Source organism: Psychrobacter sp. VH5, from assembly GCF_050572635.1.
Classification (GTDB): domain Bacteria; phylum Pseudomonadota; class Gammaproteobacteria; order Pseudomonadales; family Moraxellaceae; genus Psychrobacter; species Psychrobacter celer.
In genome coordinates, this window is record NZ_CP192145.1 from 1,530,331 (window position 1) to 1,544,743 (window position 14,413).

Genomic DNA, 14,413 nt, shown 5'->3' on the forward strand with positions numbered 1-14,413 from the left:
TACGTTTGGCCTCTTTTTTTATTATTTGTATAGTGAAAGCTATTGCTCGAGCTGTGCCATGACGTCAGCGGAGAAGCTCACATTACTATAGACTTCTTGGACGTCGTCGATGTCTTCGAGCATGTCGATCATTTTCATGACCTTTTCGGCATCTTCGACGTTATCTATCTCAGCGGTGGTAGAGGGTGACATAGTCACTTCTGCATTGTCAGAGACCAAACCTGCGGCATTGAGCGCGTCTTTGACTTGACCAAAGCTTTCCCACTCGGTAATGACCATCAAGCTCTCGCCATTATTTTCGATATCTAAGGCACCAGCATCCAGCGCCGCCATCATGACTTCGTCCTCTAAGCTTGTATCATTAAAGGTAATCTCGCCGCGCTTGGTAAACAGATAAGCCACTGAGCCTGATGTACCAAGATTGCCATCATGTTTGGTAAAAGCATGACGGACTTCGCTGACGGTTCGATTGAGGTTGTCGGTCATGGTCTCGACCAATACCGCCACGCCGCCGACGCCATAGCCTTCGTAGCTGACTTCTTCCATGTTTTCGTTATCGCCACCGCCTGTGCCGCGATCGACAGCGCGATTGATGGTATCGCGGGTCATGTTCACCGATAGACCCTTTTCGATAGCGGCACGTAAGCGAGGGTTTTTATCAGGATCAGGGTCACCTTGTTTGGCCGCTGAGACGATCTCACGAATCACTTTGGTGAATACCTTGCCTCTTACCGCATCCTGACGAGCTTTACGGTGTTTGATGTTTGCCCATTTTGAATGGCCTGCCATATGACATCCTTAAGTTTTGCGTGTTATTGGTTGAGCGAAAAAACGGTGAATAACAACCATTTATTACTACATCATCTGTTTTTATTATATGATTGGTCTGTCTACTCAAGGTAGTAGAACTACTGGCACATGAACGATTTGTATGTCGTTGATAGTGCTTTTTTGTTACACTGTGGCAACTTATAGATAGTATTGATTGCTATAAGTGAGCAATATTATAAACCAGTTTTGTGTCTTTTGACCAACTTGCCCTTATCCTGCGTATTTTAATTCATTGGCAGCCTGTCGCCTTTGGGTTGATAGCGCTACTGACTCTATGATGTTACTGACTCTATGAAGCAACCAACCGCTGAAGCCATCACCCATTTGCGTAACCGCATTCATATTATTATCGAAGGGACTGATACCCGTTTGGGTAAGCTGTTTGATATTGTGTTGTTGATTGCGATTTTGGCGAGTGTGGCGGTGGTCATGCTCGACAGTGTGCTCTATATGCGCTTGCAGTATGGCATATTGTTTTTGTACGCAGAGTGGTTTTTTACCATTTTGTTCACCATTGAGTATGCGCTGAGATTGTTTTCAGCGCCCAATCGTTTGCGCTATGCTTTTAGTTTTTTTGGTATTGTCGATTTATTGTCGGTGTTGCCAAGCTATCTAAGCTTGATGTTTGTCGGCGTCCAGTATCTGCTGGTGATACGTGTGTTGCGTATCTTACGTGTGTTTCGTGTCCTCAAGCTCAAGGCCTATATGCAGCAAGCGGGATTTTTGGCCTCAGCGCTGCGCACCAGCCAACAAAAAATCACTGTGTTTTTCTTATCTTTGGTGCTGTTGGTGACGATTTTCGGCTCGATCATTTATGTGGTCGAGGGGCCAGAGAATGGTTTTACCAGTATTCCGCTGTCCATCTATTGGGCGGTTGTCACCATGACCACGGTCGGCTATGGTGATATGTCGCCCAAAACGCCGCTGGGTCAAGCCATTGCGACCATGGTCATGATTACAGGTTACTCTATTATTGCTGTGCCGACAGGGATTTTTACCTCGGAGCTGGCGCGTAATATGCGCCCGCAGCTCAACCCTGTGACTTGTCCAAACTGTGGTAAGTTTGGGCATGCAGTCGGTGCCGACTTTTGTGATCGCTGCGGGCATGCGCTGCACATTTAGGGCGGGGAGGAAGTCAAAGCTTTATATAGTCATCGACGAGCGGTGATAAGTCGATAACCACGCCTAGGTTGACCAAGTTCCAATATTGGCCAGATACCGTTCGGTCCAGCATCATGGTCATCGCAGACGGCTGAAATTGACCAAAATACTTTAAGGAAGTGCGCATCTGTGTGATGACTTCATGATGTACTTGACTGTTGCCAAAATCAAAAGCGCCTTCATGATAAGGCGAAATGGATAAAGGTTTTAGCCCGATAGACAGCCATGTTTCATAAAACTCACCTGGGATGTGTTTGTCATCATCGCGGCGGATATCTAGGGCGATTAAGTCTTGCTCAAGCGCGGTGACATCACCTTTGATGGCATGCTGGGCAAAGCGCTTAAACAGCTGCACCTCACTGTCACTATAGCTACGAATGCCGCCAAAATCATAGGCGATGACACTACCATCTTCCCGAAAGGCAAAGTTGCCAGGATGTGGGTCGCAGTGCATACGGTATAATTCAAACAGCTGGCCTGCGGTAAAATGAAACAAACGCTTGGCGATTTTTTGCTTGATATCATTATCCCATGTTGCCGCGACACTGAGCGTCTCGCCCATCTCTTCTGTCAGTGTCAAGATTCGCTTGGTTGAGTGGCTGCTGATGACCTTGGGAATAATAATACCTGTATCCTCTGCATGAAACGCCCCAAACACGCGCAGATTGTGCGCTTCTTTAATATAGTCTAGCTCATCGTGCAGGCTTTGGCGTATTTCATGAAACAGCTGCTCTTGCAACTGTTTGCTCATATTGAGTACGCCGGCGATTTTAAGTGCCATACGCACTTGTTTGAGGTCACTGTCGCAGTTTTCTTCGACATTGGGGTATTGAACCTTGACGACGACTCTTTGCCCCGATGGCAACACCGCTTTGTGTACTTGCCCGATGGAGGCGGCAGCAAACGGCGTCTCTTCGAATTCACTAAATAATTCTGCTACTGGTGCTTTTAGCTCGCGCTCAATCTGGGCGCGTATCTGAGTATATGGCATCGGCGGCGCGTCTTTTTGGAGTTTTTCTAGCGCCGTTGCCACCTCAGGTGGAAACACGTCTTTATATTGCGAGGCGATTTGTCCCACTTTCATCACCGCACCTTTCATCTCACCCAAGGTCTCAGCGATTTGAATCCCCACATCTTGCATCAGCTCTGAGCGGGCTTGCAGGCGCTTTTCTTCATCGCTTGATAGGTGTTTAAATGAGTTTTTAGCGGCTTTACCGGCGATGCTTGCTGTCATGCCAGCAAGCTTCATAAAGCGTTTTCCGGAGGTTTTTGCCATTCATATCACCTTGTAGTGGATTGTGTGCTCATCTGTTATTTTATTATTTTAATCAAGTGATTGCTGTTTGAATAGTGTGCTAAAAGTAACCTTGTATGACGACTTTTTTAGCGAGCGCGTAAAACGCAGGCGTCTTTTAGTCATTGGCTGACCAAATAGGTATGGGTCAACCAGTAGTCAAGGGCCATCTGATACCCTTGCTGTCCCAAACCGCAGATCACACCCACCGCGATATCGCTTAAGTAAGAATACTGGCGAAAAGGCTCACGCGCATGGATATTGGATAAATGTACCTCGATAAAGGGCTTTTGGGTGGCCAATAGTGCATCACGTAGGGCAACGGAGGTATGGGTAAAGGCGGCAGGGTTGATGATGATCGCATCAACTTGCGCCGCTGGATCGGCAAGCAGTCCGTAGTGCTGGATATCGTCCACGAGTTGGCCTTCGTGGTTGGATTGGATGCATATCAGTTCAACGCCATGCTCGGCGGCACGAGCGATCAAACGTTTTTCAATCTCTGCCAGTGTGGTGTGCCCATATATTTCAGGCTCACGTTTGCCGAGTAAGTTTAGATTGACGCCGTTGACCAGCAATAATTTATAAGAAAGCGTGTTTGAGCGATTGGCCTCAAGAGAGTGGACGGCGGCGACAGAAGGAGTGGTGGACATAGTGGTCTCTTTGGTTATCAAATCGGTTAATCATACCAGCTTAGGTTGCGGACGATAAAAAAATTACGGCAAAAATGTCTCTTATTGGCAAAAAGCAAGTTAAAAGTCTTTATGTTGCTAAAAACCCGTGCTATGATATTTTTTATGCAACAATTCTTGCAAGTTTGTTGCTATTGCCGTTTGTTGCTATCGATAGGATAAGCCTATTTAAAGGCTGAGCTTAAAGATAGTGGTTAGAACAGTACTCTTAAGTTTTTGATTTCACAATCTTAGACCCCGTTTATATGCAATGTTGCAAAGGAAGTTGGGGCTAAGCGGACTTTTTTAGGAAGTAATATTATGTCAGCTCGTGAGCAAGGTATCGTTAAGTGGTTTAATGACTCAAAAGGCTTTGGTTTCATTCAACGTGACAGCGGAGAAGACATTTTTGTCCATTTCCGTGCGATTCAAGGTGATGGCTATCGTTCTTTAAAAGATGGCGAAAAGGTTGAGTTCAGTGTGGTAGAAGGTGAAAAAGGCCTTCAGGCTGAAGAAGTCAGAAAAATAGAAGAGTAATCTATCCAGTCATTACAGCGGTTTCGCTATAATGTCTGTACAAACTACTGATATACTACTGAGTCAAGCCCGTCTGGTCTTACCTATGCTAAAAAATCGGCATGGGTAAGATACGATGTCGGGCTTGGCTTTTTTTGTGCTTACGCGATGTGCTGTATATGAGCTGTCAAATGTAGGGCTTTAAGAAGATGGCGAGTGAGTCATTCATCAGCGATTGGCATCTGATTATTTATAATAAGTGATTTGTCTAAAAGGATATTTTTTTGAGTAATTTTAAGAAGTTTACGGATTTACCGTTATCAAATCCGACCCTACGTGCCGTCAGTGATTTGGGTTTTACCGAGCTGACACCCATTCAAGCAAAGATACTGCCGCATACTTTGGCCAATCAAGACGCAATCGGTCAAGCCCAAACAGGGACAGGGAAGACGGCCACGTTTTTATTGACCATTATGGAAGCGTTGTTAAAACGGCCTTTTGCTAGTGACGAAGAGCGTTATTTGGGAGAGCCACGTGCGGTAGTGATGGCACCGACGCGCGAGCTTGCTCAGCAGATATTTGATGACTGTATTGCCTTGACCAAATACACCTCACTGCATAGCGTCTGTATCATGGGTGGCACCAATTACGAAACCCAGCAGCATGAGCTTGAGCGTCAGTACGTGGATATTTTGGTAGCGACGCCAGGGCGTCTGATTGATCTTGCCAATAAAGGCATGGTGTTTTTGGATCGCGTTGAGGTGTTGGTGCTCGATGAAGCAGACCGTATGCTGGATATGGGGTTTATCCCTGACATCAAGCGGTTGGTCGGGCGCATGCCTGCCAATACTGATCGTCAGAGTCTTCTTTTTTCCGCGACCTTCAACCAAGATGTGATGAACTTGGCGTATCGCTGGCTGCATGAGCCACAGTTTGTTGAGATCGAGCCTGAGCACAAAACCAGTGAGCTGGTCGATCAGCACTTTTATCTATTGACAGAAGATCAAAAGCTGGCGGCCTTGCAGCGCATTATTAGTGATAGCGATGTCGAAAAAGTTATCGTATTTGCCAATCGCAAAGACCAAGTCAAACGCCTCTATCATAAGCTGCGCCAATCTCATAAAGTCGTCATGCTATCGGGTGATGTGATTCAGCAAAAACGCGAGAAGTATTTGCAGCGTTTTAAAGACGGTCATGCTGCTATTTTGGTCGCCACAGACGTCGCAGGTCGCGGGATTCATGTCGATGATATCAGCCATGTGGTCAACTATACTTTGCCTGATCAACCAGATGATTATGTACACCGTATTGGCCGTACTGGCCGTGCTGGACAGACAGGCATTAGTATTAGCTTTGTCAGCGAAGATGATGCGTTCAATATCCCAGCATTAGAAAAGCATCTGGATACAAAATTTGCGTTAGAGCAGTGGCAAGAGTAGGGCGGTATTTGTCGTCTAGGCTTGGGTATGTCCTTATTTCTAACTCATTTAGGTGACTAGCAATTAAATTAAGGACACGCCCTAATACAAAAAGCCCTTAATCTCAGTGGTGAGGTTAAGGGCTTTTGGCTAAAGTGTCTTAGTAAAATACGATGATGTCGAAATCAAGACGCGCCTTAGCTGTCGATACTTTTATATGTATGATGTCTACGAAGACGGCTCGTGGTGTGCATGATGACTCATGGCGTCATCACTCATATCATGCATACTATGATCGACTGTGCTATCCATCGCAGGCGTCATGTCATGATCCATTTGGCTCATATCATGATGGGCTGGGCTGTCTGCATCAGACATCATCGCCGAGTGACTACCATGATCCATTTGCCCATGGCCACTGCCGTGTCCACCGTGCATATTTGCCATGACCATAGGGATAGCAACGACAGCCAAGCCAGACAGCACCATGATTGCGCCATTGAGCTGTCTTAGATGAAAGCGGCCAATTTTTTCACGTAACCAGCCGACCGTCTCATGGGTGGCGACCAGCATCGGCACCGTGCCAAGACCAAAGACAAACATCAACGCTGCACCGCCCAAAGGATTGTGAGCTACCACCGCGATGAGTAGGGCGCCATATACCAAACCGCAAGGTAAAAACCCCCAAAGTAGACCAGCTGTCAATGCACGTGGAAAGGTGTTTAGGGGAAAGACCTTTTGGCGTAGCGGGCTGAGGTATTGCCAAAAGCGCATACCAAAGCGCTCAAGCTTATTTAAAAAAGGCGCGCCAAGCATGGTCACACCCACAAAGACCAACACTGCGCCCAATAAAATACGTGGCAAGCTATTGCCTTTCATGAGTGGCTCTAACACCGTCGTACCGATAAATCCTGCCAGCAGACCTAACAGTGCATAACTGCTCAGACGGCCAAAATGATAAGTAAAGACAAGAGCGCGGCGCTTGGCTGGGCTAATATCTTTCATCGACAGTCCAAAAGCAGTCACCAGTCCGCCGCACATACCCAAGCAATGCGGTGAGCCAAAAAATCCCATTAGTAATGCCGCAACAAGTAACGCTGTGGTCATAGGGTAACTCCTAAAAATAGTAAAAAGTTGGTCTAATGATATGACACGGCTGATCGTCAAATAACACCATATCAAAGGACTACCAGCCGTGTATGACTAACGCCTTAATGGTTCAAAGCTTATCGCGCTCTTGTGGTTGCACCGATACGCTATCTGAATCGTCAGTCTGCTGATGGGTAGTGGCGCGCTCATGAGTCTGCATGGTTTGGCGGCGCTCTTGCCGATCATCTAAAATGATGCGCTGAGAGGCATTGTCTAAATCCTCAAATTGATTGGATTTGACCGCATAACGCACCGCCCAAATGGCAACCACAAACAGCATCAGACTTAATGGAATTAATAAAAATATACTGAGCATGGTAGATCTCTTTTCTAGCAGTTTCTGCTCTTATTATACACTCATTACCCCTACTAATGGCTGGACAGCTGCCAACTAATCAGCAAGTATGGTCGAATCCAAATAAATCAAATATTCAGAGATTGGTTGCTTAAAGCTTGGATACATCGCTATCAAGTCATCCAATGAAAAGTGGTATCGTTTTTATACTGTAAATGGCATGGCCGCGACCATATGAATGCTATTCTTCTTCTATGGTTTGGTTTTCTATGGTTTGTTCTGCTTTGGACGTTGTCTTGGCCACATTGCCTCTAGGTGTCAGTAGTTGCTGCTCGCTTACATCATTGGCGTGGCGACAATCCATCTGCGGCCGTATTACATCGCGCAAGTAGGCGGCTACTTCATACACTGCACGGCGTGAGTGCGTTAAATTCTGCGCAGGTTTGTGCCAGTCGCGTCTTACCGGCAAAGGGGCGATGAGTGGGGTGCTGTTGATACCATTTAGGGCAAATTGTCTGCGCGCACGCGCCATATGATAGCTATCGGTAATCAGATACACGTGATGCAGCGGGATACGCTTGGCGGTAAAGCGCGCGTTTTCGCAGGTGTTCATGCTGGCATTTTCACTGATCAGACCATCAATACCATGCTCGATTAGCCATTGACCAAGCCAAGGCGCTTCTGCCCCGCTTAACACAATAGGTAAGGGTAAGTCATGATAGGCCGTTGCAGCCGTTCGGGCGCGATTGAGACTGTAGCTGTTGAGAATGATTTGATTGTTATGATCATTGGTCAAGCCGCCTCCCAATACCACATAAGCGGTCGGCGGTGAGCTCATGGCAGCTGATGGCATGTTTGGTAGCGGTAATAAGGAGAGGATATAGACGACGGCTTGAGAAAATAAAGGGGTAAATAAGCTAATCAGTAGCAAAATGATGGACGTGGTGCCCAATAAAAAAGTGATATTAATAATGCGAAGCAGCTTTAGCAAACGCTCAGCCATGCGCAGATAATGCCGCCATAAGCGTATCGACCATGATGGTTTAGGCCGCATGCTCATCGTACCCAATCGAGCCATCGGCGTTTATCCATACTGGCTCACGTGATAAACGTATGGCAAATTTTTCGTATACCACTTGGGCAATATGGTGCTGCGCGGTGGCCACATCATTTTGCGTCGCCTGATAAGGCTGGTGGTTGGTCAATACAAGGGCTTGCTGCTGATGCGTCATAATGGGTGCAATGCCGCCGCCTTTGAGTCCTGCTTGCTCGATTAACCAGCCAGCCGCAACTTTTATCATCGCATCTGGCATGGGGTAGCCGACAATGTCAGGATAGGTGGTTTGCAGCGCTGTAAACTGCGCTTGAGGAATAATAGGGTTTTGGAAAAAACTGCCACAGTTGGGTAGCTGTTTTGGGTTGGGCAGTTTTTGCTGGCGAATATCGATGATCGCTTGCATCACATGCGCTGGGGTGAGGTACTGATACCCTTGTGCATCGGCATAACGCTGCGCTACTGTCTGTACATCGCCATAGCTGGACTTTACTTGGGTTTCATGAAGATGCAAGCGAAAGGCCACCCGGCTGATGAGCCAAGTATTGGGCGTACGCTTAAAGATACTATCGCGATAGCCAAATTGACACTGTGCCGCTGACAGCTGCTGCCATGTTTGAGTAGGCAGATGATAGGCGCGGACATATAACAAATGGTCTTCGAGCTGTACGCCATAAGCACCGATGTTTTGTACAGGAGCCGCCCCTGTTAGACCAGGAATCAAGGCTAGGTTTTCAAGACCGTACCAGCCCTGATGGACGGTATAAGTCACAAGGTCATGCCAGTTCTCGCCCGCCATGACCTCGATATCGATATAATTGTCTGTCTGCGCGACCACGTTGATACCGCGCATCATAGGCTGCAATACAGTGGCATCTAGCTTGGTAGGCAGTAACACGTTACTGCCACCTGAGAGGATTAAGAGAGGGCGCTCTTTAATGGCTGCTGTCTTATCTACCATCAATGCGTCAATCTGCGCTTCGTCATGCAAGGTGATGACTGTATCAGCGCTACAGGCTAAGGCCATGGTGTTATGATGAGACAAATCGACGGCATGACGCAGTAGGGCATCTGCTGGCGAGTGAGTCTGAGTCGCTAAGTGAGCATCTCGATCGAGACGTGAAACTAAGGTCATAACGTAGCCTATATGGCAGATAAAGAACAAATAGTACGGGGTTTATTATAAAGGATACCACTCATAAAAGTAGCAAAAATATGGACCTTATCGCTAGCATGTTTTCCAGCTTTCAATCCAAGCTTGTGCACTTGATTCAATGCGTTTTATGACTTCCTCAAAGTCTTCAGCATCGCCATGATAAGGATCTGGCACATCATCGCCGCCGTAAGTGGGATCTTCTTCACTAAACAAAGCCAGTTTTGCTAAGGTCTCTTCAGGCTCATCTATCCCGTCCTTTATCGCTTGCAAATCCGCCAGGTTTTGGCTATCCATAGCCAATATCAAGTCAAACTGACGAAAGTCGTCAGCGCTGACTTGGCGAGCCACCAGTTTGCCGATGTTATAGCCGTGAGATTTGGCATGGCGCTGCGAGCGTTCATCTGGCGAATGACCGATATGCCAGTCGCCCGTGCCTGCTGAGTCTACCTTTAAGGACAGGCCGGCAATCGCTGCTTGCTGCCGAAAAATCTCTTCGGCCGTGGGCGATCGACAGATATTTCCCAAGCAAACCAATAACACAGAAGATGGGGTACAGGCTTTTATCAGCATACTATGACCTTTTATAACAAAAAAAACATGCCATTAAGACCAGCATAGGGGATGCGGCTTATTAGCATGTTAGTGATTAAATAGTCCCTAGCCTAACGGTTAATACATGAAATGGCAAGGGCGAAGAGCACGGTGGCGTCTGTGACATTCACAGCACGTTTACCAAGAATACCTAAAGTAGGTAGTCCTTGATGTTTCGGGTTTCGATCATGAGTGTTGTTTGTTTTTAAAGCGCTGCAAATCACGACGCTCTTTTTTGTTGGGTTTATTATCAGGACGGGCAAGGTTGGCAAGCTTACGCTGCTCGGCATAGTATGCTCGGCGTTTTTCGCTCTCCTCGGTCTCTGAATATAGCATCTGTGCCGTCGAGGCGTTGCCGCGCTGAGCACTTAGCACCTCGACGATGACGGTTTTTTCGGTCATGGCAGTGGCGGAGCCTTGACGAATCTGCAACTCGTCACCGACGGCAATCTCTTTACTGGTCTTTACACGGCTGCCAGCATAATGCACACGCCCGCTCTCAATCGCTTCTTTGGCGAGCGAGCGTGTACGATAAAACCGTGCCGCCCACAGCCATTTATCGATACGCATGCGTGCCATATCTGACTGGCTATGACTTGGTTGATTATGGTTTTTATTGTGTTTACTCATCAAAACCTCATAGATATCAATAAACTATGATCATAAATGGTGCTTTTTTTATAAATTAAAAGAGCAACTTAGTCTGAGGGTGCAATCGATACCGCCCTAATTGGTCAATCTAATAAAGGATACCATCAGCAGATCATAGCACAGTACAGGATAAAAAACGGCTCGTCTTAATAAAGACAAGCCGTTGAAAGTTATACTGTGCCATAAAGTATTGGTCGTCTAAGCTATGTAAACAATGGTGATTAACACATCCTGCTTACTTTAAAAACAACTGATAGGCGATATTATTATTAATCATAGTGCACTCGTAGCCGATATCTAGCAGGGCGTCTTGCAGTTGACGCGAGTTGCTCATCGAGGCTTGTAGGCCAACCAACACGCGACCCTCAGCGGCGCCATGATTGCGATAATGGAACAAGGTGATATTAAAATCATCGCCAAGCTTTTCTAAGAAAGTCAGCAATGCGCCAGGACGCTCTGGAAATACCACTTTTAGTAGCTGCTCGTTTTCGACATGAGCATGGCCACCGATAAGATGGCGGATGTGCGATTTGGCGATGTCATCGTCGGTCAAATCGTGAGCGGTATAGCCATCATCTGCCAGCTGTTTGCTGATGGTGTGTCGCTCTTTTTCGCCTTCTTTTAGGGCGATACCGACGAAGATTGAGGCAGGCTCCATCGAATCTGGTGATTTTTGACTATCGGCGCGGTAGTTGAATTCAGTAATATTACGTCCGTGCAAGCTGCGACAGAAGTTTAAAAAAGCGCCCGTTTGCTCAGGAATGGTCACACCAAAGATGGCTTCTTTTTTCTCGCCGATTTCGGTGCGCTCAGCGATATAACGCAGGCGGTCAAAGTTCATGTTGGCACCGCAGATGATGCCGACGCAGTTTTTGCCTTGCAAATCATGCGCTTTGATGTATTTTTTCATACCCGCTACTGATAAGGCGCCGGCTGGCTCAACGATACTGCGGTTTTCTTCAAAGACATCTTTGACTGCTGCGCAGACTTCATCGTTAGTACAAGTCACCACTTCTGGCTCGACAATAGGCCCGGATCCATCGCTTTTTTGCGTGCGCACCACCTCAAAAGGTAGCTCGCCAATTTGCGCCACCGCTACGCCATCGACAAACAGACCAACTTGCTCAAGCTTAACGCGCTCATTGGCTTCTAAAGCAGCTTTGAGTGATGCCGATTGTTCCGCTTCTACAGCGATGACTTTGACATGCGGCGCAACTTCGCCTAAAAATGCGGCAACCCCTGAGACTAAGCCGCCGCCGCCAACCGCCACAAACACATAATCCATGTTGCGCCACTGCTGCGTGAGCTCAAGCCCGATGGTGCCTTGACCGGCAATGACCAACTCATCATCATAAGGCGGGATAAAGGTCAGGCCCTCAGCCTCGGCGCGATTGATTGCGTAGCGGTTGGCCTCGTCGAAGCTGTCGCCGTGCAGATCGACATTGCCCCCAAGTGCTCTCACCGCATTGACTTTAATGTCTGGCGTAGTGGTGGGCATGACAATGATGTTGTTAAGATTAAGTGTTTTCGCAGAGTAAGCAACTCCTTGTGCATGGTTGCCTGCTGATGCACAAATGACGCCGCGCGCTTTTTGCTCATCGGACAGCTGGCTAATGCGATTATAAGCGCCGCGCAATTTAAAGGATTTGACAGGTTGCAGGTCTTCGCGCTTAAAGCGAATATCATTAGCAAAACGTTGGGTCAGCTTGGGAGCTGCTTCTAGTGGCGTTTGAATAGCAACGTCATAGACGGTGGCTTGCAAGATGGCTCGTACCCAGTGTGATAGCATAATGACCCCTAAAAATTGTCGATAAAAAGTATAGATAACAATAAAAACGAAATAGATTAGCCTATGCTGATTTTACCTATCTTGCAAGACACAATTGCAGTTTTATGGTGATTTCATACTGAGCTGGGCAGAAGTGAGTGTTTGGCGGTTAAAAGGTAGTCAGCTTGTTTGGGTATCTGATAGAACAGGGCAGTAATCTGACTGGGTATAAACGAAACTTATTGCATTATTATGATATGTCTGTATTATTGGACATATGGAAATAACTAACGCTATTGCAAGCTTTGCTGCGCTCTCTCAAGAAACGCGTCTAAAAGCCTTTAAATTACTGGTCAGTCAGGAGCCTGAAGGCCTACCTGCGGGTGAAATAGCCCGTCAGCTATGTGTGCCGCATAATACTATGTCCGCGCATTTAGCCGTGCTGGCACGAGCAGGGTGGGTGGTGTCAAAACGCCAAAGTCGGCAAATTATCTATCGCGCGTCGTTGTCGCATATGAAGGCGGTCGTGCAATTTTTATTGCAGGACTGCTGCGCGGGACATCCAGAGCTGTGTGCTTCGCTCATAGATAGCTTAAGCGGCTGTGAGGCTGCCAAATCTGATAAAAAAGACAGTCTGTAAAGCACACCCTAATAACTAGATTCAAAAAATAGGTGATATCGCTATGAAACCCTTGATTTTGCATAATCCAAACTGCGGTACTTCTCGCAATACGCTTGCCATCATAAAGGCATCAGGTGAGCAGCCAGAAGTGGTGGAGTATCTAAAAAACCCGCCGACTCGTGACGAGTTGGTTGACCTATTGGCAAAGATGGATATCTCGCCTAGAGAATTATTACGTAGCAAAGAAGCTATCAATGATGAGCTGGGCTTAGACAATCCTGAGCTATCTGATGACCATATTATCGATGCGATGATCGCGCACCCTATCTTGATCAATCGTCCTATCGTGGTCACGGATAAGGGCGCAGCGTTATGCCGACCTTCAGAGCAGGTGTTTACATTGTTAGAAAATCCAGTGAGCAGCTTTACCAAAGAAGACGGCGAGACGATTTATCATGACAATAGCCAATAATAATCAGCCTGACGCAGAGGGGTCGTTAAAGTTAGATGACTTGCCCAATATTGATGCCAGTCAATTACAACCGATAGATATTGAGTCGCTGATTGCCCCAAATGACCCACGTCATCCACCTAAGATACTGGTGCTATACGGGTCGTTACGTGAGCGCTCATTTTCTAGATTAGCGGCTGAGGAGGCAAGTCGGCTGCTGCGTTGGTATGGCTGCGAGGTGCGGATGTTCAATCCGTCAGGGTTGCCGCTGCCTGATGACGCTGACAGCAATCACCCAAAGGTGCAAGAGCTGCGCGAGCTGGCGCAGTGGTCAGAGGGCATGCTGTGGGTGAGTCCAGAGCGTCACGGCAGCATCACCAGCATTATGAAAGCACAAATCGATTGGATACCGCTTGCACTGGGCGGCGTACGCCCAACTCAAGGCAAAACCTTGGCAGTGATGCAAGTGAGCGGTGGCAGTCAAAGCTTTAATACCGTCAATCAGCTGCGCATTCTGGGGCGCTGGATGCGCATGATTACTATCCCCAATCAATCATCGATTCCAAAGGCTTTTTTAGAATTTAACGACGATAACCGCATGGATATGTCGCCCTTATATCTGCGCCTTGTCGATGTCTGTGAGGAGCTAGTGAAGTTCACTTGGCTCATTCGTGGACGCTCGGCCTATCTGACCGATAGGTACTCTGAGAGGGTGGAAAGTGCCGAAGCAGTGTCGCAACGTGTCAATCAAAAGTCGATTTAGTCTTTTATAGATTCAATCGGCTAAA

16 protein-coding genes are annotated in these 14,413 nt (G+C 47.2%); 6 read left to right on the plus strand and 10 right to left on the minus strand.

Features of this window, described 5'->3' with window-relative positions; all coding sequences use genetic code 11:
• Positions 1-39: 39 nt before the first annotated feature.
• On the minus strand, positions 40-789 hold the full coding sequence (locus tag ACNFVB_RS06515) for a YebC/PmpR family DNA-binding transcriptional regulator (RefSeq protein ID WP_288995937.1): 750 nt from the start codon (positions 787-789) through the stop codon (positions 40-42).
• A 333-nt stretch (positions 790-1,122) separates the two neighbouring features.
• Between ACNFVB_RS06515 and ACNFVB_RS06520 the strand changes: the two genes are divergently transcribed.
• Positions 1,123-1,953: an ion transporter gene (locus ACNFVB_RS06520; protein WP_075100939.1), complete on the plus strand. Its 831-nt coding sequence runs from the start codon at positions 1,123-1,125 to the stop codon at positions 1,951-1,953.
• A 13-nt stretch (positions 1,954-1,966) separates the two neighbouring features.
• Here ACNFVB_RS06520 and ACNFVB_RS06525 read toward each other — a convergent pair whose 3' ends face one another.
• Together ACNFVB_RS06525 and aroQ are read right to left on the minus strand one after the other, a co-directional pair.
• Positions 1,967-3,268, minus strand: a complete 1,302-nt coding sequence (locus ACNFVB_RS06525) for an ABC1 kinase family protein (protein WP_430736934.1) — start codon at positions 3,266-3,268, stop codon at positions 1,967-1,969.
• A 140-nt stretch (positions 3,269-3,408) separates the two neighbouring features.
• The gene (gene aroQ / locus ACNFVB_RS06530) at positions 3,409-3,936 is read right to left on the minus strand and encodes a type II 3-dehydroquinate dehydratase (RefSeq protein ID WP_430736935.1); all 528 of its coding nucleotides are present in this window, start codon (positions 3,934-3,936) and stop codon (positions 3,409-3,411) included.
• A gap of 339 nt (positions 3,937-4,275) precedes the next feature.
• Between aroQ and ACNFVB_RS06535 the strand changes: the two genes are divergently transcribed.
• Both ACNFVB_RS06535 and ACNFVB_RS06540 read left to right on the plus strand, forming a co-directional pair.
• A complete protein-coding gene (locus tag ACNFVB_RS06535; RefSeq protein WP_192992921.1) occupies positions 4,276-4,491 on the plus strand; it encodes a cold-shock protein in 216 nt (71 codons plus the stop codon).
• 263 nt (positions 4,492-4,754) lie between these two features.
• Positions 4,755-5,909, plus strand: a complete 1,155-nt coding sequence (locus ACNFVB_RS06540) for a DEAD/DEAH box helicase (RefSeq protein ID WP_105245601.1) — start codon at positions 4,755-4,757, stop codon at positions 5,907-5,909.
• Between the two features lie 207 nt (positions 5,910-6,116).
• Here the strand turns inward: ACNFVB_RS06540 and ACNFVB_RS06545 are convergent, their stop codons facing one another.
• From ACNFVB_RS06545 to ilvA, 7 genes are all read right to left on the minus strand, one after another.
• Positions 6,117-6,995: a sulfite exporter TauE/SafE family protein gene (locus ACNFVB_RS06545; protein ID WP_430736936.1), complete on the minus strand. Its 879-nt coding sequence runs from the start codon at positions 6,993-6,995 to the stop codon at positions 6,117-6,119.
• Between the two features lie 112 nt (positions 6,996-7,107).
• A complete protein-coding gene (gene ccoS / locus ACNFVB_RS06550) occupies positions 7,108-7,353 on the minus strand; it encodes a cbb3-type cytochrome oxidase assembly protein CcoS (protein ID WP_075100933.1) in 246 nt (81 codons plus the stop codon).
• 220 nt (positions 7,354-7,573) lie between these two features.
• Positions 7,574-8,392, minus strand: a complete 819-nt coding sequence (locus ACNFVB_RS06555; RefSeq protein WP_288998830.1) for a YdcF family protein — start codon at positions 8,390-8,392, stop codon at positions 7,574-7,576.
• On the minus strand, positions 8,376-9,521 hold the full coding sequence (murB, locus tag ACNFVB_RS06560) for a UDP-N-acetylmuramate dehydrogenase (RefSeq protein WP_430736937.1): 1,146 nt from the start codon (positions 9,519-9,521) through the stop codon (positions 8,376-8,378). The genes ACNFVB_RS06555 and murB overlap by 17 nt, the downstream gene beginning before the upstream one ends.
• A 93-nt stretch (positions 9,522-9,614) precedes the next feature.
• Positions 9,615-10,112 (minus strand): low molecular weight protein-tyrosine-phosphatase, encoded by a 498-nt coding sequence (locus tag ACNFVB_RS06565; protein WP_430736938.1) that lies wholly within the window; start codon positions 10,110-10,112, stop codon positions 9,615-9,617.
• A gap of 207 nt (positions 10,113-10,319) precedes the next feature.
• Positions 10,320-10,763: an RNA-binding S4 domain-containing protein gene (locus tag ACNFVB_RS06570; RefSeq protein ID WP_430736939.1), complete on the minus strand. Its 444-nt coding sequence runs from the start codon at positions 10,761-10,763 to the stop codon at positions 10,320-10,322.
• Between the two features lie 256 nt (positions 10,764-11,019).
• Positions 11,020-12,573: a threonine ammonia-lyase, biosynthetic gene (gene ilvA, locus ACNFVB_RS06575; protein ID WP_430736940.1), complete on the minus strand. Its 1,554-nt coding sequence runs from the start codon at positions 12,571-12,573 to the stop codon at positions 11,020-11,022.
• Positions 12,574-12,829: 256 nt separating this feature from the next.
• Here ilvA and ACNFVB_RS06580 point away from each other — a divergent pair, with 256 nt between their 5' ends.
• Genes ACNFVB_RS06580 through arsH form a run of 3 tightly spaced genes read left to right on the plus strand, consistent with a single transcriptional unit; the run spans position 12,830 to position 14,388 of the window.
• Positions 12,830-13,192, plus strand: a complete 363-nt coding sequence (locus ACNFVB_RS06580; RefSeq protein WP_430736941.1) for an ArsR/SmtB family transcription factor — start codon at positions 12,830-12,832, stop codon at positions 13,190-13,192.
• Between the two features lie 43 nt (positions 13,193-13,235).
• Positions 13,236-13,646: an arsenate reductase (glutaredoxin) gene (arsC, locus tag ACNFVB_RS06585; protein WP_430736942.1), complete on the plus strand. Its 411-nt coding sequence runs from the start codon at positions 13,236-13,238 to the stop codon at positions 13,644-13,646.
• Positions 13,630-14,388: an arsenical resistance protein ArsH gene (gene arsH, locus ACNFVB_RS06590; protein ID WP_430736943.1), complete on the plus strand. Its 759-nt coding sequence runs from the start codon at positions 13,630-13,632 to the stop codon at positions 14,386-14,388. The genes arsC and arsH overlap by 17 nt, the downstream gene beginning before the upstream one ends.
• Positions 14,389-14,413 lie beyond the last annotated feature (25 nt).

Coding starts and splice junctions, on each gene's coding strand:
- ACNFVB_RS06580 (WP_430736941.1), top strand. CDS start 12,830: ATGGAAATAACTAACGCTATTGCAAGCTTTGCTGCGCTCTCTCAAGAA.
- ACNFVB_RS06545 (WP_430736936.1), bottom strand. CDS start 6,995: ATGACCACAGCGTTACTTGTTGCGGCATTACTAATGGGATTTTTTGGC.
- ACNFVB_RS06555 (WP_288998830.1), bottom strand. CDS start 8,392: ATGAGCATGCGGCCTAAACCATCATGGTCGATACGCTTATGGCGGCAT.
- ACNFVB_RS06565 (WP_430736938.1), bottom strand. CDS start 10,112: ATGCTGATAAAAGCCTGTACCCCATCTTCTGTGTTATTGGTTTGCTTG.
- ilvA (WP_430736940.1), bottom strand. CDS start 12,573: ATGCTATCACACTGGGTACGAGCCATCTTGCAAGCCACCGTCTATGAC.
- arsH (WP_430736943.1), top strand. CDS start 13,630: ATGACAATAGCCAATAATAATCAGCCTGACGCAGAGGGGTCGTTAAAG.
- ACNFVB_RS06570 (WP_430736939.1), bottom strand. CDS start 10,763: ATGAGTAAACACAATAAAAACCATAATCAACCAAGTCATAGCCAGTCA.
- murB (WP_430736937.1), bottom strand. CDS start 9,521: ATGACCTTAGTTTCACGTCTCGATCGAGATGCTCACTTAGCGACTCAG.
- ACNFVB_RS06535 (WP_192992921.1), top strand. CDS start 4,276: ATGTCAGCTCGTGAGCAAGGTATCGTTAAGTGGTTTAATGACTCAAAA.
- ACNFVB_RS06525 (WP_430736934.1), bottom strand. CDS start 3,268: ATGGCAAAAACCTCCGGAAAACGCTTTATGAAGCTTGCTGGCATGACA.
- aroQ (WP_430736935.1), bottom strand. CDS start 3,936: ATGTCCACCACTCCTTCTGTCGCCGCCGTCCACTCTCTTGAGGCCAAT.
- ACNFVB_RS06515 (WP_288995937.1), bottom strand. CDS start 789: ATGGCAGGCCATTCAAAATGGGCAAACATCAAACACCGTAAAGCTCGT.
- ACNFVB_RS06520 (WP_075100939.1), top strand. CDS start 1,123: ATGAAGCAACCAACCGCTGAAGCCATCACCCATTTGCGTAACCGCATT.
- ccoS (WP_075100933.1), bottom strand. CDS start 7,353: ATGCTCAGTATATTTTTATTAATTCCATTAAGTCTGATGCTGTTTGTG.
- arsC (WP_430736942.1), top strand. CDS start 13,236: ATGAAACCCTTGATTTTGCATAATCCAAACTGCGGTACTTCTCGCAAT.